At 75.0% G+C, this 19,810-nt stretch carries 20 protein-coding genes; 19 read left to right on the top strand and 1 reads right to left on the bottom strand.

Going from position 1 to position 19,810, the window contains the following annotated elements:
* The first annotated feature begins 6 nt into the window (after window positions 1-6).
* The 16 genes from ACWFNE_RS14625 to whiG all read left to right on the top strand — a co-directional run bounded on the left by ACWFNE_RS14625 (window position 7) and on the right by whiG (window position 15,888).
* Window positions 7-1,806 carry a [protein-PII] uridylyltransferase gene (locus ACWFNE_RS14625; protein WP_452123162.1) on the top strand — a complete coding sequence of 600 codons (1,800 nt, stop codon included), beginning with the start codon at window positions 7-9 and terminating at the stop codon, window positions 1,804-1,806.
* Between the two features lie 28 nt (window positions 1,807-1,834).
* Complete coding sequence (gene ffh / locus ACWFNE_RS14620) at window positions 1,835-3,442, top strand: signal recognition particle protein (protein WP_452123161.1); 1,608 nt, start codon at window positions 1,835-1,837, stop codon at window positions 3,440-3,442.
* Window positions 3,443-3,475: 33 nt separating this feature from the next.
* Window positions 3,476-4,570 (top strand): amidohydrolase family protein, encoded by a 1,095-nt coding sequence (locus tag ACWFNE_RS14615; RefSeq protein ID WP_452123160.1) that lies wholly within the window; start codon window positions 3,476-3,478, stop codon window positions 4,568-4,570.
* Between the two features lie 200 nt (window positions 4,571-4,770).
* Window positions 4,771-5,199, top strand: a complete 429-nt coding sequence (gene rpsP, locus ACWFNE_RS14610) for a 30S ribosomal protein S16 (protein ID WP_452123159.1) — start codon at window positions 4,771-4,773, stop codon at window positions 5,197-5,199.
* Window positions 5,199-5,438 carry an RNA-binding protein gene (locus ACWFNE_RS14605; protein WP_034628495.1) on the top strand — a complete coding sequence of 80 codons (240 nt, stop codon included), beginning with the start codon at window positions 5,199-5,201 and terminating at the stop codon, window positions 5,436-5,438. Before rpsP ends, ACWFNE_RS14605 begins: the two co-directional genes overlap by 1 nt.
* A gap of 150 nt (window positions 5,439-5,588) precedes the next feature.
* The gene (rimM, locus tag ACWFNE_RS14600) at window positions 5,589-6,155 is read left to right on the top strand and encodes a ribosome maturation factor RimM (protein ID WP_452123158.1); all 567 of its coding nucleotides are present in this window, start codon (window positions 5,589-5,591) and stop codon (window positions 6,153-6,155) included.
* Between the two features lies 1 nt (window position 6,156).
* Complete coding sequence (gene trmD / locus ACWFNE_RS14595) at window positions 6,157-7,029, top strand: tRNA (guanosine(37)-N1)-methyltransferase TrmD (RefSeq protein ID WP_452123157.1); 873 nt, start codon at window positions 6,157-6,159, stop codon at window positions 7,027-7,029.
* A 249-nt stretch (window positions 7,030-7,278) separates the two neighbouring features.
* Window positions 7,279-7,644: a 50S ribosomal protein L19 gene (gene rplS, locus ACWFNE_RS14590; protein ID WP_452123156.1), complete on the top strand. Its 366-nt coding sequence runs from the start codon at window positions 7,279-7,281 to the stop codon at window positions 7,642-7,644.
* 216 nt (window positions 7,645-7,860) lie between these two features.
* Window positions 7,861-8,625 carry a signal peptidase I gene (gene lepB, locus ACWFNE_RS14585; RefSeq protein WP_452123155.1) on the top strand — a complete coding sequence of 255 codons (765 nt, stop codon included), beginning with the start codon at window positions 7,861-7,863 and terminating at the stop codon, window positions 8,623-8,625.
* Window positions 8,622-9,617: a ribonuclease HII gene (locus ACWFNE_RS14580; RefSeq protein WP_452123154.1), complete on the top strand. Its 996-nt coding sequence runs from the start codon at window positions 8,622-8,624 to the stop codon at window positions 9,615-9,617. The genes lepB and ACWFNE_RS14580 overlap by 4 nt, the downstream gene beginning before the upstream one ends.
* Window positions 9,618-9,690: 73 nt before the next feature.
* Entirely contained in the window at window positions 9,691-10,014 is a 324-nt protein-coding gene (locus tag ACWFNE_RS14575) for a DUF2469 domain-containing protein (protein WP_034628486.1), read from the top strand.
* A gap of 182 nt (window positions 10,015-10,196) precedes the next feature.
* Window positions 10,197-10,556 carry a YraN family protein gene (locus ACWFNE_RS14570; RefSeq protein ID WP_452123153.1) on the top strand — a complete coding sequence of 120 codons (360 nt, stop codon included), beginning with the start codon at window positions 10,197-10,199 and terminating at the stop codon, window positions 10,554-10,556.
* Window positions 10,553-12,091, top strand: coding sequence for a YifB family Mg chelatase-like AAA ATPase (locus ACWFNE_RS14565; protein WP_452123152.1), 1,539 nt, complete (start codon window positions 10,553-10,555; stop codon window positions 12,089-12,091). Before ACWFNE_RS14570 ends, ACWFNE_RS14565 begins: the two co-directional genes overlap by 4 nt.
* Before the next feature lie 389 nt (window positions 12,092-12,480).
* A complete protein-coding gene (gene dprA / locus ACWFNE_RS14560) occupies window positions 12,481-13,620 on the top strand; it encodes a DNA-processing protein DprA (protein ID WP_452123151.1) in 1,140 nt (379 codons plus the stop codon).
* Between the two features lie 373 nt (window positions 13,621-13,993).
* Entirely contained in the window at window positions 13,994-14,926 is a 933-nt protein-coding gene (locus tag ACWFNE_RS14555) for a tyrosine recombinase XerC (protein WP_452123150.1), read from the top strand.
* Window positions 14,923-15,888, top strand: coding sequence for an RNA polymerase sigma factor WhiG (gene whiG, locus ACWFNE_RS14550; protein WP_452123149.1), 966 nt, complete (start codon window positions 14,923-14,925; stop codon window positions 15,886-15,888). Before ACWFNE_RS14555 ends, whiG begins: the two co-directional genes overlap by 4 nt.
* 124 nt (window positions 15,889-16,012) lie before the next feature.
* On the opposite strand, the gene ACWFNE_RS14545 is transcribed toward whiG, so the two are convergent.
* Window positions 16,013-16,531: a M23 family metallopeptidase gene (locus tag ACWFNE_RS14545; protein ID WP_452123148.1), complete on the bottom strand. Its 519-nt coding sequence runs from the start codon at window positions 16,529-16,531 to the stop codon at window positions 16,013-16,015.
* A 513-nt stretch (window positions 16,532-17,044) separates the two neighbouring features.
* On the opposite strand from ACWFNE_RS14545, the gene rpsB reads away from it, so the two are divergent.
* From rpsB to pyrH, 3 genes are all read left to right on the top strand, one after another.
* Window positions 17,045-18,076: a 30S ribosomal protein S2 gene (gene rpsB, locus ACWFNE_RS14540; protein WP_452123147.1), complete on the top strand. Its 1,032-nt coding sequence runs from the start codon at window positions 17,045-17,047 to the stop codon at window positions 18,074-18,076.
* 43 nt (window positions 18,077-18,119) lie between these two features.
* Window positions 18,120-18,959: a translation elongation factor Ts gene (tsf, locus tag ACWFNE_RS14535; protein WP_452123146.1), complete on the top strand. Its 840-nt coding sequence runs from the start codon at window positions 18,120-18,122 to the stop codon at window positions 18,957-18,959.
* A 97-nt stretch (window positions 18,960-19,056) separates the two neighbouring features.
* A complete protein-coding gene (gene pyrH / locus ACWFNE_RS14530) occupies window positions 19,057-19,800 on the top strand; it encodes a UMP kinase (protein WP_452123145.1) in 744 nt (247 codons plus the stop codon).
* Window positions 19,801-19,810 lie beyond the last annotated feature (10 nt).

The following is a 19,810-nucleotide window of genomic DNA, read 5'->3' as shown; positions in this document are numbered from 1 at the left end:
CAGCCGATGACGCAGTCACGGTCGCCCGCAGGGGGCGCGGCCGGCGACGGGTCGCCCGAGGCCCCGCGCCCCACGAGAGGGGTGCGGGGCCTCCGGGCGGAACGGCTCGAGCTCGCCGCCGGGCTCACCGGCCCGGGCAGCGACGGGGTCGCGCGCCGTCTCGCCGGGGTCACCCTGGTCCACCAGCGCCTCGCCGAGCTGTGGGACGAGGCCACCGCGGGGCGCGACGTCAGCGGCATCGCGCTCGGTGCTGTCGGCAGCGTCGGGCGCGGCGACGCGAGCCCGGTCAGCGACCTCGACCTGCTCCTGGTCCACGAGGGCCGCGGGCACTCCGCGGCGGACGTCTCGGAGCTCGCGCAGCGCCTGTGGTACCCGATCTGGGACGCGGGCCTCGACCTCGACCACTCGGTGCGCTCGCTCGCGCAGTGCCGTCAGGTCGCGTCCAAGGACCTGCCGGCGGCGGTCGGGCTGCTCGATCTCGTGCCCGTCGCGGGCGACCACCTCGTCGTGCACCGCGCCAAGTCGGCGCTCCTCGCGGACTGGCGCTCCGCAGCGCGGCGGCGGCTGCCCGAGCTGCTCGCGTCGACCAAGCAGCGCGCGGAGCGGCACGGGGAGCTCGCCTACCTCATCGAGCCGGACCTCAAGGAGGCCCGGGGCGGCATCCGCGACGCCGTCGTGCTCTCGGCGCTCGCCGCCACCTGGCTCACGGACCGCCCGCACGGGGCGGTCGACAACGCGTACGCCCACCTGCTCGACGTGCGCGACGCGATCCAGGTCGCGACACGCCGGCACACCAACCGGCTGCTCGCCGCCGACCAGGACGAGGTCGCGGCGCTCACGGGCTTCGACGACCGCGACGACCTGCTCGCGAGTCTCGCGGAGGCGGGCCGGATCATCTCCTACGCGCTCGACTCGACGGTCCGGAACGCGCGCCAGGCGCTCCAGCGCCCGCTCGTGCGCCGCCCCGTGCTCGTGCGTGGCCGGCGCGGTGCCCCGCTGCTGCGGCCGATCGGGGAGGGGCTCGTCGAGCACGACGGCGAGATCGTGCTGGCCGTCGACGCGCGCCCGGCCCTCGACCCGATCCTGTCGCTGCGTGCGGCGGCGACCGCGGCCCGCACCGGGCTGCCGCTCTCGCCGGTCACCGTCGCGAGCCTGACCCAGACCCCGCCGCTGCCGACCCCGTGGCCCAAGGCGGCGCGTACGTCGCTGCTCCAGCTGCTCGGGTCCGGGCACGCGCAGGTCCCGGTCTGGGAGGCGCTCGACCTGGCCGGCGTCGTGACGACGTGGATCCCCGAGTGGGCGGGCGTGCGCAACCGGCCGCAGCGCTCCGCGATCCACCGCCACACCGTCGACCGGCACCTCGTCGAGACGGTCGCGCTCGCGAGCCGGGACAAGCGCAGCGTCGAGCGCAGCGACCTGCTGCTGCTCGCGGCCCTGCTGCACGACATCGGCAAGCGGGCCGGCGCGGGCGACCACTCGACCGAGGGCGCCCGGCTCGCGGGGCCGATCGTGCTGCGGATGGGGTTCGGCGAGCAGGACGCCGACGACGTCGCCCGGCTCGTCCGGCACCACCTGACGCTCGCCGACCTCGCGACGACCGCGGACCCGGACGACCCCGCGACGACCGAGCGCCTGCTCGAGGCGGTGGACCACCGGGCGGACCTGCTCGGGCTGCTGCGCTCGCTCACGGAGGCCGACGCGACCGCCGCGGGGCCGACCGCGTGGAGCGCGTGGCGCGAGCGGCTCGTGGACGACGCGACGGCGCGGGCGGTCGACCGGCTGGCAGGTACCCTGGACCGTCCGTGATCGGCGAGGAGAGCGTGAGGATCGAGCGGTGTTCGCCACCCTGTCCGACAGACTGACATCCACCTTCAAGAACCTGCGCACCAAGGGCAAGCTGTCCGAGGCGGACATCGACGCCACGGTGCGCGAGATCCGCCGCGCGCTGCTCGACGCCGACGTGGCCGTCCCCGTCGTGCGCGCGTTCACCGGCGCGGTGCGCGAGCGTGCGCTCTCCGCCGAGGTCTCGGGTGCGCTGAACCCGGCGCAGCAGGTCGTGAAGATCGTCAACGACGAGCTCGTCGCGATCCTCGGCGGTCAGAACCGCCCGCTGCACCTTGCGAAGACCCCGCCGAGCGTCATCATGCTCGCGGGCCTCCAGGGTGCGGGCAAGACGACCCTCGCAGGCAAGCTCGCGCTCCACCTGCGCTCGCAGGGGCACACGCCGCTGCTCGTCGCGGCGGACCTCCAGCGCCCGAACGCGGTCACGCAGCTCGAGGTCGTCGGCGAGCGCGCGGGCGTGCCGGTGTTCGCCCCGCACCGGGGGAACCAGGGCAGCGAGGACCTGTCCGGCCTCGCGGGCGGCGACCCGGTCGCGGTCGCGCGCGAGGGGCTCGCGACGGCGCGCGCCCGCCAGCACGACGTCGTCATCGTCGACACCGCCGGCCGCCTCGGCGTCGACGCCGACCTCATGCAGCAGGCCGCGGACATCCGCGACGCGGTCAGCCCCGACGAGATCCTGTTCGTCATCGACGCGATGATCGGCCAGGACGCCGTCGCGACGGCGCAGGCGTTCGCCGCGGGCGTCGACTTCACCGGCGTCGTGCTCTCGAAGCTCGACGGCGACGCGCGCGGTGGCGCCGCGCTCTCGGTCGCGAGCGTGACCGGCCGGCCGATCCTGTTCGCGTCGACGGGCGAGAAGCTCACCGACTTCGAGGTCTTCCACCCCGACCGCATGGCGTCGCGCATCCTGGACATGGGCGACGTGCTGACGCTCATCGAGCAGGCCGAGAAGGCGTTCGACGCCGAGCAGGCCGAGGCGATGGCCGGCAAGCTCGCGAGCGGCGAGGACTTCACGCTCGAGGACTTCCTGCAGCAGATGCAGGCCATGAAGAACATGGGCTCGATGAAGAAGATGCTCGGCATGCTGCCGGGCATGGGCCAGATGCGCGAGGCGCTCGACAACTTCGACGAGCGTGAGGTCGACCGCATCGAGGCCATCATCCGGTCGATGACGCCCGCCGAGCGCCGCAGCCCCAAGATGATCAACGGCTCGCGCCGCTCCCGCATCGCGCGCGGCTCGGGAACCACGGCGACGGACGTCAACCAGCTCCTCGACCGCTTCGAGGGCGCGCAGAAGATGATGAAGCAGATGGCGCGCGGTGGCGGCATGGGCGTGCCCGGCATGGGGAACCTGCCCGGCATGGGTGGCAAGAAGTCGCGGGGCCGCGTCGCCCCGCCGCCGCGCAAGGCCAAAGGCAAGTCGGGGAACCCCGCGAAGCGAGCCGAGCAGGAGCGGCTCGCGGCGGACCGTGCGGCCGGCCTGACGCCGCGCGCGCCGCAGGGCTCGGCGTTCGGCCTCGGCCAGCCCGCCGCGCCCGAGCAGGTCGACCCCGGCGCGCTCCAGCTGCCGCCCGGCCTGGACAAGCTCCTCGGGCGCTGACGTGGACCTCGCGCCGGGCAGGGCGGCACGCCGGTGACCGCGCCGGTGCTGCACGTGCGCGGGACCGTCGTCCTGGACGACGAGCGCGAGGTGGGGGAGGCCTGGGTCGTCGGTGGGCGGCTCACGCTGACGCGCCCGTCGGCGACGGACGTGCGGGTGCTCGACGGGGTCGCGCTGCCCGGGCTCGTGGACGTGCACTGCCACATCGGCCTCGCCTCGGACGGACCCGTCGACGCGGCGACCGCGGAGCAGCAGGCGCTGGCCGACCGCGACTCCGGGGTGCTGCTGGTCCGCGACGCGGGTTCGCCGGCCGACACGTCGTGGGTGCATGCGCGCACCGACCTGCCACGCCTGATCCGGTCCGGTCACCACCTCGCCCGGCCCAAGCGGTACCTGCGCCACTACGGCCGCGAGCTCGCCGACGTCGCGGAGCTGCCCGCAGCCGTCGCCGAGGAGGCCCGGCGCGGCGACGGCTGGGTCAAGCTCGTGGCCGACTGGATCGACCGCGACCTCGGCGCCGACGGGGACCTGCGGCCGCTGTGGCCGGCGGACATGCTCGCCGAGGCGGTCGCCGCCGCGCACGCCGAGGGCGCGCGGGTCACCGCGCACACGTTCGCGACGGAGTCCGTCGACGCGCTGCTGGACGCGGGGGTCGACTGCCTCGAGCACGCCACGGGGGCGACGCCCGCGCAGATCGAGCGCCTCGCGGCCGACGGTGTGCCGGTGACCGCGACGCTGCTCCAGGTCGCGCAGTTCGAGGCGATCGCCGCGCAGGCGGTGCGGTATCCGCTGTTCGCCGCGCGCATGCGCCGCCTGCACGCGCGCCGGTACGACCAGGTGCGCGACCTGCACGACGCGGGCGTGCGGGTCCTCGTCGGGACGGACGCGGGCGGCACGATCGCGCACGGGCGGATCGCCGACGAGGCGCGCGAGATGGTGCGTGCGGGGATCCCCGTGCGGGAGGTCGTCGCGGCCGCCAGCTGGCGGACCCGGGCGTGGCTCGGCGCCGAGCCGCTCGACGAGGGGACGAGGGCCGACGTGGTGGTCTACCCGACGGACCCGCGCGCCGACGTCGACGTCCTCGCAGCACCGTCTGCCGTCGTGCTCCGGGGCGTCCAGGTCCGCTGAGGGCGTCGCGACGAGGATCACGTCGGTTCGCGTCGCGCCTGGTTGGGTGCGGGGCCCCGCGTCTGGCAGAATGCGTCCCTGTACTCGGCGCGCCCGGACCCTCTAGCCGGCCGCGACCGTGTCCTTCCGGTCGGACGAGCCCCTCTCCCCACGTGCGGGCGCGCCCGACCACCACAGCAGAAACCAGGAGAGACCACACTGTGGCCACCAAGATCCGTCTGAAGCGCATGGGCAAGATCCGCGCGCCGTACTACCGCGTCGTCGTCGCGGACTCGCGCACCAAGCGTGACGGCCGCGTCATCGAGGAGATCGGCAAGTACCACCCCACCGAGGAGCCGTCGCTCATCGACATCTCCTCCGAGCGTGCGCAGTACTGGCTCGGCGTCGGCGCGCAGCCGAGCGAGCAGGTCCTCGTGCTCCTCAAGGTCACGGGTGACTGGCAGAAGTTCAAGGGGCTCCCGGGCGCCGAGGGCACGCTGCGCGTCAAGGCCCCGAAGGCCGACCCGAGCTCGGCCATCGAGGCCGCCGCGAAGGACGCCGAGAAGGTCAAGGCGAACGCGTCCGAGAAGAAGGCTGCCGCCAAGGCCGAGGCGCCCGCCGCCGACGCTGCCGAGGACGAGCAGGCCTGATGCTCGACGACGCGCTCGAGCACCTCGTGCGGGGCATCGTCGACCACCCGGACGACGTGCAGGTCCGCACGAAGACCCTGCGTCGCGGTGAGCTGCTCGAGGTCCGGGTGCACCCGGACGACCTCGGCCGGGTCATCGGGCGTGGCGGTCGCACGGCGCGTGCGCTGCGCACCGTCGTCGGCGCGCTCTCGACGGAAGGCCCGGTCCGGGTCGACGTCGTGGACGTCGACCGCCGCTGAGCTGTCGACCACCGTCGGCCACTCCGAGAGGCCCGGCCCCTGCCCTGGGGCCGGGCCTCTCGGCGTCCGACCCGTCGCCCGGCCGCCGCGCCGGCCCGCGCGACCCGAGCCGGCGGACCCGCCGGCCCGCCTGCCCCGGAAGGAACCCCGATGCTGCTGACCGTCGCGAGGATCGTGCGTGCCCACGGGCTGCGCGGCGAGGTCGCGCTCGACCTGCGCACCGACGCGCCCGACGAGCGGCTGGCAGCCGGGACCGTCCTGGTCACGGAGCCCGCGTCGGCCGGGCCGCTCACGGTCGCCCGGACTCGGGTGCAGCACGACCGCTGGTTCATCACGTTCGCCGAGGCGTCCGACCGCACCGCCGCGGAGGCGCTGCGCGGCGTCGACCTGCTCGCCGAGGAGGACGCCTCCGACGACGAGGACGCGTGGTACCCCCACGAGCTCGCGGGCCTGCGTGCGGAGCACGTCGACGGGACGCTGCTCGGCGAGGTCGTCGGCCTCGAGCACCTGCCCGCGCACGACCTGCTCGTGGTGCGCGAGCCCTCGGGTGAGCGCACCCTCGTGCCCTTCGTCCGGGCGATCGTGCCCGTCGTCGACGTGCCGGGCGGCCGCGTGGTGCTGGACCCGCCGGCGGGCCTCATGGCGTCCGACGCGGCGAACATGGTCGTGAGCGACGAGACGAGCGGCGCCCCGCAGCCGTCCGGCGACGAGGGCTGACGTGCGCATCGACGTCGTCACGATCTTCCCCGAGTACCTCGCGCCGCTCGACCTCTCGCTCGTCGGCAAGGCGCGCAGCGCCGGCATCCTCGACCTGCGGGTGCACGACCTGCGCACGTGGACGACCGACCGCCACCGCACCGTCGACGACACACCGTTCGGCGGGGGCGCCGGCATGGTCATGCGCCCGGACGTGTGGGGGACCGCGCTCGACGAGGTGCTGGCCGGAGGGGGGCACCTGCTCGTGCCGACGCCGTCGGGCGCACCGCTGACCCAGCGCACCGCGGAGCGACTCGCAGGCGAGGACCACCTCGTCGTCGCGTGCGGCCGGTACGAGGGCATCGACGCGCGCGTCGCGGAGCACTACCGCACCGTGCCCGGCGTGCGGGTCAGCGAGTTCTCGCTGGGCGACTACGTGCTCAACGGGGGAGAGGTCGCGGCGCTCGTGCTGGTCGAGGCGGTCGCCCGCCTGCTGCCGGGGGTCGTCGGGAACCCCGCCTCGCTCGTCGAGGAGTCGCACGGCGCGGCCGGGCTGCTCGAGTACCCCGTGTACACGAAGCCGCCGAGCTGGGCCGGCCTCGACGTGCCCGAGGTGCTGCTCTCGGGGCACCACGCGCGCATCGAGCGGTGGCGGCGCGACGAGGCGCTGGTCCGCACGGCAGAGCGACGGCCGGACCTCGTGCGGGTGCTCGACGTCGCGGTGCTCGACGCACGCGACCGGGCGGTGCTCGCGGAGGCGGGGTGGGTCGTGACCGACGGGCGCCTCGTGCCCGTGCCCGCGCCCGACCCGGTGCCGGAGCCAGGTGCCGAGTCGGCGCCCGGGCCGGGTGCCGACCGGGGATCCGACGCCGCCAGCGACGTCCCGCGGGCCTGAGGCGGCGCCCGATCCACGCCGTTTCCGGTCGCTGCCGCCCGTGTGGCAGACTGGTCCGTTGGTGCGCACCGGCTGCGTCTCTGCCACAGGGGAGACGACCACGGCCGCTCGTCCCCGGTCCGCCGGGTCCGACGCACCGTCCATGAGCCATCGGGACGCCCGCCCGCTCCGGTCAGACCACGTCTGACGGGTCGGCGGAGCGCCCTCGACGACGCGCCTGACCTGTGGCAGCGCGAGAGAGTGAACATCATGCACACGCTGGACAGCGTCGACGCAGCCTCGCTGCGCTCCGACATCCCCGCCTTCCGCCCGGGCGACACCCTCAAGGTGAACGTCAAGGTCGTCGAGGGCAACCGCTCCCGCATCCAGGCGTTCCAGGGCGTCGTCATCTCGCGTCACGGCGGCGGCGTCGGTGAGACGTTCTCGGTCCGCAAGGTGAGCTTCGGCGTCGGCGTCGAGCGCAAGTTCCCCGTGCACTCGCCGAGCCTCGAGTCGATCGAGGTCGTGACGCGCGGTGACGTGCGCCGCGCGAAGCTCTACTACCTGCGCGCCCTTCGCGGCAAGAAGGCGAAGATCAAGGAGAAGCGCGACGCGGTGCCGGCCAAGAAGGCCTGACGCACCTCGCACGGCTCGCACGGGCGGTCACCGGTCTCGGTGGCCGCCCGTCGGCGTCCCGGCCCGTGCGCGGCCGTGCTGCGGTCGTGCTCCGGCCGTGCTGCGGACGGCTGCGGGCGGCTGCGGCCCGCGACGCCCGCGACCGGCCGGTGGTCGGACGCGACCGGCCGGTGGGACGTCGCGCCCGCACCGGCCGCGGCATGGAAGAGTGGTCGGGTGACCGACCAGGACTCCGCGGAGCGTGACGACACGACCGTCCCCGAGAGCAGCCGACCCGAGCGCCGGAACCACGGACGCAAGCCCGCGCGGAGCTCCGGCCTGGCGTGGCTGCGCGAGTCGGTGATCATCCTGGTCAGCGCGCTGCTGCTGTCGCTCGTCGTCAAGACGTTCCTCGTGCAGGCGTTCTTCATCCCGAGCGAGTCCATGCACGAGACCCTCATCGAGGGGGACCGTGTGCTGGTGAACAAGCTGCGCCCCGGTCCGTTCGACCTGCGCCGCGGGGACATCGTCGTGTTCAAGGACCCCGGCGGCTGGCTCAGCGGCGCGATCACGCCCCAGCCCAGCGAGGCCCGCCGGGTCGTCAACGAGGCGCTCACGTTCGTGGGGCTCCTGCCGCAGGATGCCGGCGAGCACCTGATCAAGCGCATCATCGGCCTGCCCGGCGACCACGTGGCGTGCGAGGGCGACGGGGCCCCGGTCACGGTCAACGGCGTCGCGCTCGACGAGCCGTACCTCGCCCCGGGCGCAGTCCCGAGCATCAGCGCGTTCGACATCACCGTCCCCGAGGGGACGCTGTGGCTCATGGGCGACAACCGCGGTGCGTCCGCCGACTCGCGCGCCAACATGGGCTCCCCGGGGGGCCCGTACATGCCCGTCGAGAACGTCGTCGGCACCGCGTTCGTGACCGTCTGGCCCTTCGACCGCGCCGGGACGCTCACGAACCCCTCCGACACGTTCGCGGCCGTGCCGGACCCCGCATGACGCTGCTCGACCTCACCCGCACAGCGGCCGTGCCCCCGGCAGCTCAGGGCGACGAGCCAAACACCGCGTCGCGCGGCGCCGAGCCGGACCGCACGGCCGCGCCCGGGACCGCCGCGACCGGCACGGCTCTGACGAGCACGGCGTCGACCGGTGCCGCCTCGACCGCACTCGCGTCGACCGAGCCCGCGTCGACCGGCACGGCTCTGACGCGCCCCGCGCTCGCCCGCACCGCGCCGGCCCGGACGGCACAAGCCCGCACCGCACCGACGCTCCGGCACGAGCGCACGCTGCTGCGCTCCGGCGCGCTGCTCGTGGCCGGGATGGACGAGGTCGGCCGGGGCGCCCTCGCGGGCCCGGTCAGCGTCGGCGTCGTCGTGGTGGACGCCCGCACGCGCGCGTGCCCGCCGGGCGTCACCGACTCGAAGCTCCTGAGCCCCGCGGCGCGGTCCGCGCTCGTGCCGGCGCTGCGGCGCTGGGGGATCGCGCGTGCCGTCGGCCACGCCTCGGCACGGGAGATCGACGCGATCGGGATCATCGCGGCACTGCGCCTCGCGGGGTCGCGCGCCCTGCGCACCGTCGCCGACGAGGTCGGCCCGGTGGACGCCGTCGTGCTCGACGGCTCGCACAACTGGCTCACGCCGCCCGCGCAGGGTGCGCTGTTCGAGGACGAGACCGAGGCCGACCACGAGGCGAGGGAGCACCGGGCGGCCGCCGACGACGAGATCGGGGCGCTCGGCTTCGTGCCGCGGGTGCGCATGATGGTCAAGGCGGACCGCACGTGCGCGAGCGTCGCCGCCGCGAGCGTGCTCGCCAAGTGCGAGCGCGACGAGACGATGACGAACCTCGCGAGCGAGCACCCGCTCTACGGCTGGCACGCCAACAAGGGGTACGGCTCGAGCGACCACGTGGCCGCGCTGCGCCTGCACGGGCCGAGCCCGCTGCACCGGGTGAGCTGGCGGCTGCCGCTCGACGAGTGCGCCGCGGGCGGGTGAACCTCGCAGCAGGTGAGGTCGCGAGCCGGCCTCCGCGCGCAGGACGGGCCCGACGATGGGGGATGATGACCGGGTGAGTGCGGAAGACCTCGAGAACTACGAGACCGACATGGAGCTCGCGCTCTACCGCGAGTACCGGGACGTGGTCGGGCTCTTCTCGTACGTCGTGGAGACCGAGCGCCGGTTCTATCTCGCCAACCAGGTCGACCTGCAGGTGAGGTCGGCCGCAGGCGAGGTCTACTTCGAGCTCGCGCTCGCCGACGCCTGGGTGTGGGACGTGTACCGCTCCGCGCGGTTCGTGAAGTCGGTGCGCGTCGTGACGTTCAAGGACGTCAACGTCGAGGAGCTCGCGAAGGCGGAGCTCGACCTCGGTGGGGGCCCCGGCTTCTCGCGCTGAGCACGCCGCACGGACCGGGCAACCCGCCCTCCGTCGGGCGGCGTCCACGCGGCGTCCCGCAGAGCCGTTGACCGCATCGGCCACCCACAGCCCTTCCGCGGCGCGTCGAGGCTGACGGTCCGCGCCGGTCAACCTCCGGCGTCGCCGACGATCCGCGAACGTGTCCCGCGGAGGTGGTCGCCATGCGGGCGAAGGACGCGGTCGGCAGGTACGGGGAGGACGTCGCGGCGGCGTGGGCGCGCGACGCCGGGTGGACGGTGCTCGACCGGAACTGGCGCGGTGACGGCGGCGAGCTCGACCTCGTCGCGCTCGACGGTGACGAGCTCGTCGCGGTCGAGGTCAAGACCCGGCGCAGCACCGCGTTCGGCCACCCGGCGGAGGCCGTCACCCCACGCAAGCTCGCGCGCATCCGACGCCTGACGGCCCAGTGGCTCGTCGCGCACGACACCCGCCCGAGCTCGGTGCGCATCGACGTGATCGCGATCCTGCTCCGGCGCGGCGAGCCGCTCGTGCTCGAGCACCTCGCGGGCGTGGTCCGGTGACGCTCGGGCGCACGGTCGCCGTGGCGCTGCGCGGGCTCACCGGCCACGTCGTCGAGGTCGAGGCCCACCTCGCCGCGTCGCTCCCGGCGTTCACCCTCGTCGGCCTGCCGGACGCCGCGCTCGCCGAGGCACGCGACCGCGTCCGGGCGGCCGTCACGTCGAGCGGGCTCGCGTGGCCGAACCGGCGGATCACGGTGAACCTCTCGCCGGCGACGCTGCCGAAGTCCGGCTCGGCGTTCGACCTCGCGATCGCGGTCGCGACCCTCGCCGGGGCAGGGCTCGTGCGTCCGGAGGCGGTGTCCGGGGTCGTGCACCTCGGCGAGCTCGGGCTCGACGGGCGCCTGCGGCCCGTCCGGGGTGTCCTGCCCGCGGTGGCTGCCGCAGTGCAGGCCGGTCACCCCCACGTCGTGGTCCCCGTCGCCAACGAGGCCGAGGCCCTGCTCGTGCCCGGTGCGCGCGTCGTGGGCGCTCGCAGCCTCGCCGAGGTGGCCCACCGGTACGGGGCCGACCTGGACGTCCCGGACGTCGTCGCGGTCGGTGCCGAGCACCTCGAGCCGGGCTCGACCGGGACGGTGGCCGACCTCGCCGACGTGCTCGGGCAGGACGACGCCCGGATCGCGCTCGAGGTCGCGGCGGCGGGCGGTCACCACCTGCTCATGGTCGGTCCGCCGGGCGCGGGCAAGACGATGCTCGCCGCCCGGCTGCCGGGTCTGCTGCCCGACCTCACGGAAGCCGAGGCGGTCGAGGTCACCGCCGTGCACTCGGTCGCGGGAACGTTCGACCCGCGCGGCGGGCTGGTCCGCCGCCCGCCCTACGAGGACCCCCACCACACGGCGACGCCGGCGAGCATCGTCGGGGGCGGCTCCGGCGTACCACGGCCCGGCGCCGCGTCCCGGGCCCACCGCGGGGTGCTCTTCATGGACGAGGCGCCCGAGTTCTCGACCGCCGTGCTCCAGACGCTGCGCCAGCCGCTCGAGCACGGGGAGCTCGTGCTGCACCGCGCCGCCGGGGTGGCGCGGTACCCGGCGCGCTTCCAGCTCGTCATGGCCGCCAACCCGTGCCCGTGCGGGCGCGCCGTGGGCAAGGGGCTCGACTGCACGTGCCGCTCCGAGCAGCGCCGTCGCTACTTCAGCAAGCTGTCGGGGCCGCTGCTCGACCGCGTCGACCTCCAGGTGGACGTCCAACCGGTGTCCCGGGCGGCCCTCGCCGGTGCAGCCCCGGCGGAGAGCACCGCCGTCGTGGCCGCCCGGGTGGCGCAGGCGCGCGCGGCGCAGTCGGAGCGCCTGGCAGGAACCACGTGGCGCACCAACGCCGACGTGCCGGGACGCTGGCTGCGCGCGCGGCTCGGGCCCGACCGCGGCCTCGTGCTCGACCTCGACCGTGCGTTCGACCGCGGACTGCTCAGCCTGCGCGGCGTCGACCGGGTGCTGCGGGTCGCGTGGACCCTCGCCGACCTGGCGGGCCGGGACGCCCCCGACCGCACGGACGTGGGTCACGCGCTGCTGCTGCGGACCCGCGGGCAGGCAGCGGCATGACGGGCGCGAGGGGGAGCGGTGCCGCGCGAGCGCTCGCGCCGGGGAGCGGTGCCGGCGGGACCGGCGCGCCCGGGAGCGGTGCCGGGGGGACCGGGGCGCTGGGGAGCGGTGCCGGGGGGACCGGGGCGCTGGGGAGCGGTGCCGGGGGGACCGGGGCGCTGGGGAGCGGTGCCCGGGGGACCGGGGCGCTGGGGAGCGGTGCCCGGGGGACCGGGGCGCTGGGGAGCGGTGCCCGGGGGACCGGGGCGCTGGGAAGCGGTGCCGAGGGGGCGCTCGCACACGGACACGGTGCCGAGGGATCGCCCGCGTGGGGAACCGGTGCCGGAGACGCCCACGCGCGGGACCAGGGCGCCGAGGAGATGCTGGCGCGCGCTGCCTGGAGCCGGCTCGTGGAACCAGGGGACACGGTCGCCGGGGCGCTCGTGCACACTATGGGAGCGCGCGAGGCGCTCGACTGGGTCCGGTGGGCCGCCACGAGCGGGCGGGTCGAGGCCGCGGTGCAGACGCTCGTCGCACGCGACGACGAGTCGCTCGCGCCGCTGCGACGACGCCTGGGCGCGGCCCTCGCGCGCTGGGAGCCACGGATCGCCCTCCTCGAACCCGCCCGGGAGATCGAGCACGTGCACCGGCTGGGTGGGCGGTTCCTGCACCCGGGCGCCCCGGGGTGGCCCGCCGGGCTCGACGACCTCGGTGCGGCAGCACCGCTGGGCCTCTGGCAGCGGGGCGGGCCGGAGCCGGACCGTCTGCTCGGCCGGTCGGTCGCGCTCGTGGGTGCCCGCGCCTCGACCGCATACGGCGAACGGGTCGCGGTCGACCTCGCCGAGGGGCTCGCCGCCGGCGGCGTGTGCGTCGTGTCCGGCGGCGCGTACGGGATCGACGCCGCCGCGCACCGCGGGGCGCTCGCGGCCGGGGGGCCTACCGTCGCCCTCCTGGCGGGCGGGGTCGACCGCGCCTACCCGGCTGGCAACGCCACGCTGCTCGAACGCGTCCTGGAGCACGGCGGCTCCGTGCTCAGCGAGATCCCCCCGGGCGGCGCCCCGAGCCGCAGCAGGTTCCTCATGCGCAACCGCCTGATCGCGGCGGTGAGCAGGGCGACCGTCGTCGTAGAGGCGGCGTGGCGCTCGGGCGCCCTGAGCACCGCGCACCACGCCGCAGCCCTCCTGCGTCCCCTCGGTGCCGTGCCGGGCCCCGTGACGTCCGTCGCCTCCGCGGGCTGCCACCGCCTGCTGCGCGAGGGAGCGGCGATCTGCGTGACGGACGTCGCGGAGGTGCTCGAGCTCGCGGGACCGCTCGGGCCCGCGCCCGAGCAGGACCGACCCGAGGACGCGCGCCCGCACGACGGTCTCGACTGGGTCGCGGACCGCGTGCTCGACGCGCTGTCGCTGCGGTCGGCCGCCGACGTCGACACGCTCGCGCGTCGCGCGGGGCTGTCGCCGAGGGACGTCCGCGGGGCGCTCGGGAGCCTCGAGCTGGCCGGTCTCGCCGAGCTCCGGACGACCGGGTGGCGCCGGACGCGGGCCGGCGTGTGACGGTCCCGGGGCCGTCGCGGGCGGTGGTCCCGTCGGTCGCGCGGCCGGCCTCGTCGGACGTCGTCGCGCCCTCGCGCCTCGACCGCTCTGCCCGGGCGGCCGCGGGTGGTGAACCCGGCCCCTCGCCGGGTCGTGAACCGGACCTCTCGTGCAGCGCTCCGGCGCGTGCCCTGACCCGTCCGGGTGGACCGTCCGGGCGGACGTCCACAGCGGTCGTGTCCGCCTTATGAGACCGCTCACATCGACGCGTCGGGTCGAACTGGACAGATGCCCATGTTCAAAACCGGACAAGTGCGACGGTTGAGCCGCGCAGAGGGTGAACTGTGTGCGGGTCCGCTTGTGGGCCACCCGTGTGACCAGTCACGGTAGGGACATGCAGACGGCGACGGGGGTCACGGAGGCGGCTCCGGCCGTCCGGCTCACGGCCGACTTCGCCCTCCACCTCGGCGCCCAGCGAGGCCTCTCGGACCACACCGTCCGGGCCTACGTGAGCGACGTCGAGCACCTCCTGGCCTACGCTGCACGCCACGGCCGCACCGAGCTCGGCGAGATCGACCTGACCGTGCTGCGCGGCTGGCTCGCCGCGATGTCCGCGGCCCAGCGGAGCCGGGCGACGCTCGCCCGGCGCGGGGCCGCCGTTCGCACGTTCTTCGACTGGGCCGTCCGCACCGGCCGGGTCGCGACGGACCCCGCGCTGCGGCTCGCGAGCGCCCGCCCCACCGTCGCCCTCCCCACGGTCCTCGCGGTCGACGACGCGGCCCGCCTGCTCGAGGTCGCGCGCACGCGCGCCGACGACGCCGACCCGGTGCACCTGCGCGACTGGGCCGCCCTCGAGCTGCTCTACGCCACGGGAGCGCGGGTGGGCGAGCTCTGCCGGGCCGACGTGACCGACGTCGACCTCGCCGAGCGCACCCTGCACGTCGTCGGCAAGGGCGACAAGGAGCGCGTCGTCCCGTTCGGGCTCCCGGCTGCTGAGGCCCTCGAGGCCTGGCTCTCGACCGGCCGTCCGGTCCTCGCCGCGGGCGGCACCGAGCCGGCGCTGCTCCTCGGCCGTCGCGGGGGCCGAGTCGACCAGCGCCAGCTGCGTGGCGTCGCCCACGACCTCGCCGCGCTCGCCGGAGTCGACGACATCGCCCCGCACGCCCTGCGCCACAGCGCCGCGACGCACCTCCTCGAGGGGGGCTCCGACCTGCGCAGCGTCCAGGAGGTCCTGGGTCACGCGAGCCTCGCGACGACCCAGCGGTACACCCACGTCTCGGCCGAGCGCCTCCGCTCGTCGTTCGAGCAGGCACACCCACGAGCATGACGGAATCGGAGAGCACGATGACGGTACAGGCCGAGTCGGTCGCGTCCCTCGCTGAGCGCGCCCGGAGCGTGACGGCTCCCGACGGCGTCGTGCCCCAGCCGCACGCCGCGGCGGTCGTCCCTGCGCACCGACGCCTGAGCTCGGTGCCCGCGCCGGCGATCCCGGCCGCGGTCCCCGGCGACGTCGACCTGCTCGAGGTCGACCCGATCGAGGCCGCGTGGCGCGAGTTCAAGGCGACCGGCGACCGTCTCCTGCGCGAGCGCCTGATCCTGCACTACGCCCCGCTCGTGACGTCCGTCGCCTCGCGCGTCGGGATGCGCCTGCCCAGCACCGTCGAGCAGGCCGACCTCGTCTCGTACGGGATGTTCGGCCTCATCGACGCGATCGAGAAGTACGCGCTGGACCGGGCCGTGAAGTTCGAGACGTACGCGAGCGCCCGCATCCGCGGGGCGATCATCGACGAGCTGCGGGCGATGGACTGGATCCCGCGCTCGGTGCGCACGAAGGCTCGCGCGGTCGACCGTGCGTACGCCGAGCTCGAGGGCGAGCTGCACCGCACGCCCAGCGAGCAGGAGGTCGCCGGGCGGCTCGAGATGGGCATCGGCGAGCTCCGGGGCGTCTTCACCCAGCTCTCGACCGTCAACGTCGTCGCGCTCGACGAGCTGCTCGGGGCGGGTTCGGAGCGATCCGACAAGGTGAGCCTCGTCGACACGCTCGGCGACCACCGCGCGCAGGACCCGGCAGGGTCGTTCGAGGCGCAGGAGACCAAGTTCCTGCTGGCCCGCGCGATCGAGCAGCTCGGCGAGCGAGAGAAGATCGTGCTGGTCCTGTACTACTACGAGGGCATGACCCTCGCGGAGATCGGCCGGGTCCTCGGCGTCACCGAGTCCCGGATCTCGCAGATGCACACCGCGGCGATGCTGCGGCTGCGCACCAAGCTCACGGACTCGGACCGCGCCTGACGCCGGGGCGGCTACATGCACCGTCGCCCCCGTCCCCGCTCGGCTGCTGACCGGCGCGTCCCACCGCCCCGGCTGCCGACGGTCGCGGTCCGTCCGGCCAGCGCCCCGCCGGTGCGTCCTGCCGTCACGGCACACCCGGCAGCAGCACCACGGGCCCTCGCCCGGCCAGGAGCGTGAGCGGGTCGACGTAGGTGTCGTCGGCGGTGCGGACGCCCCAGTGCAGGCACGTGGCGGGCGCGCAGTGGGTCGCTCCCGCGGCGACCTGGCCGAGGACCGCCCCGGGTTCCACCGCGTCGCCCGCGGCGACGGTCGGCGCGACCGGTTCGAGGCTGGAGCGGCGACCGTCGGGATGCTGCAGCGTCAGGACGACGCGCCCGGCGACGGGTCCCACGAAGGTGACGACGCCGGCGGTCGGTGCGAGCACGGGGTCGCCGGGTGCGGCGGTCAGGTCGACGCCGCGGTGCCCGCTGAGCCAGCGCTCCTCGGGCGCGTCGAACCCGCGCGCGACGTCGACGGGCTCGCGCAGCGGGAACGTGTAGCCGTGGTCGGCCCGCGCTCCCGGGTCGTGAGCCGGCCCCGCTGCGACCTGCCCGGCAGCGACGGTGGTGAGCGGTAGCGCGAGCGCGCTCCCGAGGAGTGCCACGCGCAGCGCAGCGCCGGCTCCGCGCCGGGGGAGGGGGGCCGTGGTGCGTACCGGCACCCCCCAGGAGCGGGTGCGGGTCGTGCCGCGGCGGGTCCGTCTCGCGCTGTCCATGGCGACGACCTTGCGCCGGTGCCGGGCGCGACCGGCCCGTCGGCCCGCGCGCCCTGCTCCCTGCCGTGCGCCGTCCGGGCTGGGGGTGGTGGACAGCACCGGGGCGCGTGGCCGAGACCTCGGCGACCGTCCGCTAGACTGACGCTCGCGACCGGTACGTGCCGGTCGACATCGCGCGTCATCATCTCCGCCCCGCAGGCACGCACCCGGTTCCGGGTGCGGTCACGCACGGGCACGAGGGTCGGCGCTGGCACCGGTCCGGGCTCGCAGCCCGGCGCCAGCAGCGACGTGGCGCCAGGGGCAACGACCGACCGGTCGGGGCCGACAACCGAGAACGCGGGTCCCCAGCGTGGGACCCGCCCAGACGCGCGTGCCCGCGGGCGCGCGCCGGAAGGACGTGCCATGGCCGTCGTGACCATGCGCCAGCTGCTCGAGAGCGGTGTCCACTTCGGGCACCAGACCCGCCGCTGGAACCCCAAGATGAAGCGCTTCATCTTCACCGAGCGCAACGGCATCTACATCGTCGACCTGCAGCAGTCGCTGACGTACATCGACAGCGCCTACAACTTCGTCAAGGAGACTGTCGCCCACGGCGGCACGATCCTCTTCGTCGGCACGAAGAAGCAGGCGCAGGAGCCCGTCGCCGAGCAGGCCGCGCGCGTGGGCATGCCCTACGTCAACCAGCGCTGGCTCGGTGGCATGCTCACCAACTTCCAGACGGTCAACAAGCGGCTCCAGCGCCTCAAGGAGCTCGAGCTCGTCGACTTCGACGACGTCGCGGGCAGCGCCTTCACCAAGAAGGAGCTCCTCATCATGCGTCGCGAGCGCGACAAGCTCGCCAAGACGCTCGGCGGCATCCGCGACATGACGAAGGTGCCCTCGGCGATCTGGATCGTCGACACGAACAAGGAGCACCTCGCCGTCGACGAGGCGCGCAAGCTCGGCATCCCGATCGTCGCGATCCTCGACACGAACTGCGACCCGGACGTCGTCGACTACAAGATCCCGGGCAACGACGACGCGATCCGCGCCGTCTCGCTGCTGACCCGTGTCATCGCGGACGCCGCGGCCGAGGGCCTCATGCAGCGTCACTCCGGCCGCAGCGGCGGCACGGACGCGGCTGCTGCCGACGCCGAGCCGCTCGCCGAGTGGGAGCGCGAGCTCCTCGCCGGTGCCGAGGCCGACCTCGCCGCCGGGGCGACCACCCCGACCGAGGCCGCCCCGACCGAGGCCGCCCAGGCCGAGCCCACGGAGGCTGCGGCCGAGCCGGTCGTCGCCGCCACGGACGCTGCCGCGCAGGACGCTGCGACCGTCGGGGACGACTCCACGCCGGCCGGCGAGGCCGCCGAGGCCCCGGGCCAGGACGCCGCCCCCGCGGTCGACGTCCCGGACGTCGCCACGCCCGCCAACGAGGGTGACGCCGCGTCCAAGTGACGCGCACCCATCCGCATCTGACGACAAGGACGGACACAGACTGATGGCGAACTACAGCCTCGCTGACATCAAGGCGCTCCGCGAGAAGACCGGCGCGGGGATGCTCGACGTCAAGAAGGCGCTCGAGGAGGCGGAGGGCGACGCCGACAAGGCGCTCGAGATCATCCGCGTCAAGGGCCTCAAGGGTGTCGGCAAGCGTGAGGGCCGGTCGGCGTCCGACGGTCTCGTCGCGGCGAACGTCGCGGCCGACGGGCAGGGCCACACGGGCGTGCTCGTCGAGGTCAACTCGGAGACCGACTTCGTCGCGAAGAACACGACGTTCATCGCGCTCGCCGACAAGGTCATCGCGGCGGCCGTCGCGTCGGGTGCCGCGGACGCCGAGGCGCTGCTCGCCTCGGACGTCGACGGCTCCTCGCTGCAGTCGGTCGTCGACGAGACGGCCGCGACGCTCGGCGAGAAGGTCGTCGTGCGCCGCGTGGCGCGCGTCACCGGCGAGCACGTCGAGGTCTACCTGCACAAGGTCAACAAGGACCTGCCCCCGCAGGTCGGCGTCCTCGTGGCGACCGACGCGGCGGGTGCCTCGGTGGCGCGCGACATCGCGACGCACATCGCGGCGTACTCCCCGACGTTCCTCGCGCGTGACGAGGTCGCCGCGGAGACGGTCGCCTCGGAGCGCCACATCGCCGAGGAGGCCGCGCGCAACGAGGGCAAGCCCGAGGCCGCGCTGCCGAAGATCATCGAGGGTCGCCTCAACGGGTACTTCAAGGAGAACGTCCTGCTCGAGCAGGCGTTCGCCAAGGACCCGAAGAAGACGGTCGGCCAGGTCCTCACCGAGGCCGGCGGCACCGTCACGGCGTTCGTGCGGTTCCGCGTCGGCGCCTGAGCACCGCCGCGATCCCGGTGGCCCCGGCCCGACCTCGGGCCGGGGCCACCGGCACGAGCACCCCAGACCGAGCACGTCGAGCACAGCAGGAGGCACCGTGGGCCAGGACGTGACCGCACCGGACCAGGACGGCGCCCTTCCCCGCCGGGTCCTGCTGAAGCTGTCGGGCGAGATGTTCGGCGGTGGAGCCGTCGGCCTCGCCCCCGACGTCGTCCAGCGGGTCGCCGCCGAGATCGCCGTGGCGGTCCGCAGCGGCGTCCAGGTCGCGATCGTCGTCGGCGGTGGCAACTTCTTCCGCGGCGCCGAGCTCGCGCAGCGCGGCATCGACCGCGCCCGCGCCGACTACATGGGCATGCTCGGCACGGTCATGAACTGCCTCGCGCTGCAGGACTTCCTCGAGCAGGCCGGTGTCAGCACGCGCGTCCAGACCGCGATCACGATGGGTCAGGTCGCCGAGCCGTACATCCCGCTCCGCGCGATCCGGCACATGGAGAAGGGTCGCGTCGTCATCTTCGGCGCGGGCGCGGGCATGCCGTTCTTCTCGACGGACACCGTCTCCGTGCAGCGCGCGCTCGAGACGCACTGCCAGGAGGTGCTCATGGGCAAGAACGGCGTGGACGGCGTCTACACCGCGGACCCGCGCACCGACCCCACGGCGGTCAAGCTCGACCACCTGACCTACACGGACGCGCTCGTCAACGACCTCGGCGTCATGGACGCCACGGCGATCAGCCTGTGCCGCGACAACGACGTGCGGATGCGCGTGTTCGGCATGGAGCCCGGCAACGTCACGCGCGCGCTGCAGGGTGAGAAGATCGGCACGCTGGTCACCGTCGACTGACGGGCGCCCG

The organism is Cellulomonas sp. NPDC055163, assembly GCF_053607065.1.
This window is presented reverse-complemented; position numbering and strand designations above follow the sequence as displayed.

Excerpts from the sequence above, each read along its gene's own strand:
- rpsB (WP_452123147.1), top strand. The coding sequence starts at position 17,045 with ATGGCCGTCGTGACCATGCGCCAGCTGCTCGAGAGCGGTGTCCACTTC.
- rimM (WP_452123158.1), top strand. The coding sequence starts at position 5,589 with ATGCTGCTGACCGTCGCGAGGATCGTGCGTGCCCACGGGCTGCGCGGC.
- ACWFNE_RS14605 (WP_034628495.1), top strand. The coding sequence starts at position 5,199 with ATGCTCGACGACGCGCTCGAGCACCTCGTGCGGGGCATCGTCGACCAC.
- tsf (WP_452123146.1), top strand. The coding sequence starts at position 18,120 with ATGGCGAACTACAGCCTCGCTGACATCAAGGCGCTCCGCGAGAAGACC.
- whiG (WP_452123149.1), top strand. The coding sequence starts at position 14,923 with ATGACGGAATCGGAGAGCACGATGACGGTACAGGCCGAGTCGGTCGCG.
- ACWFNE_RS14580 (WP_452123154.1), top strand. The coding sequence starts at position 8,622 with ATGACGCTGCTCGACCTCACCCGCACAGCGGCCGTGCCCCCGGCAGCT.
- rplS (WP_452123156.1), top strand. The coding sequence starts at position 7,279 with ATGCACACGCTGGACAGCGTCGACGCAGCCTCGCTGCGCTCCGACATC.
- ACWFNE_RS14555 (WP_452123150.1), top strand. The coding sequence starts at position 13,994 with ATGCAGACGGCGACGGGGGTCACGGAGGCGGCTCCGGCCGTCCGGCTC.
- ACWFNE_RS14570 (WP_452123153.1), top strand. The coding sequence starts at position 10,197 with ATGCGGGCGAAGGACGCGGTCGGCAGGTACGGGGAGGACGTCGCGGCG.
- ACWFNE_RS14625 (WP_452123162.1), top strand. The coding sequence starts at position 7 with ATGACGCAGTCACGGTCGCCCGCAGGGGGCGCGGCCGGCGACGGGTCG.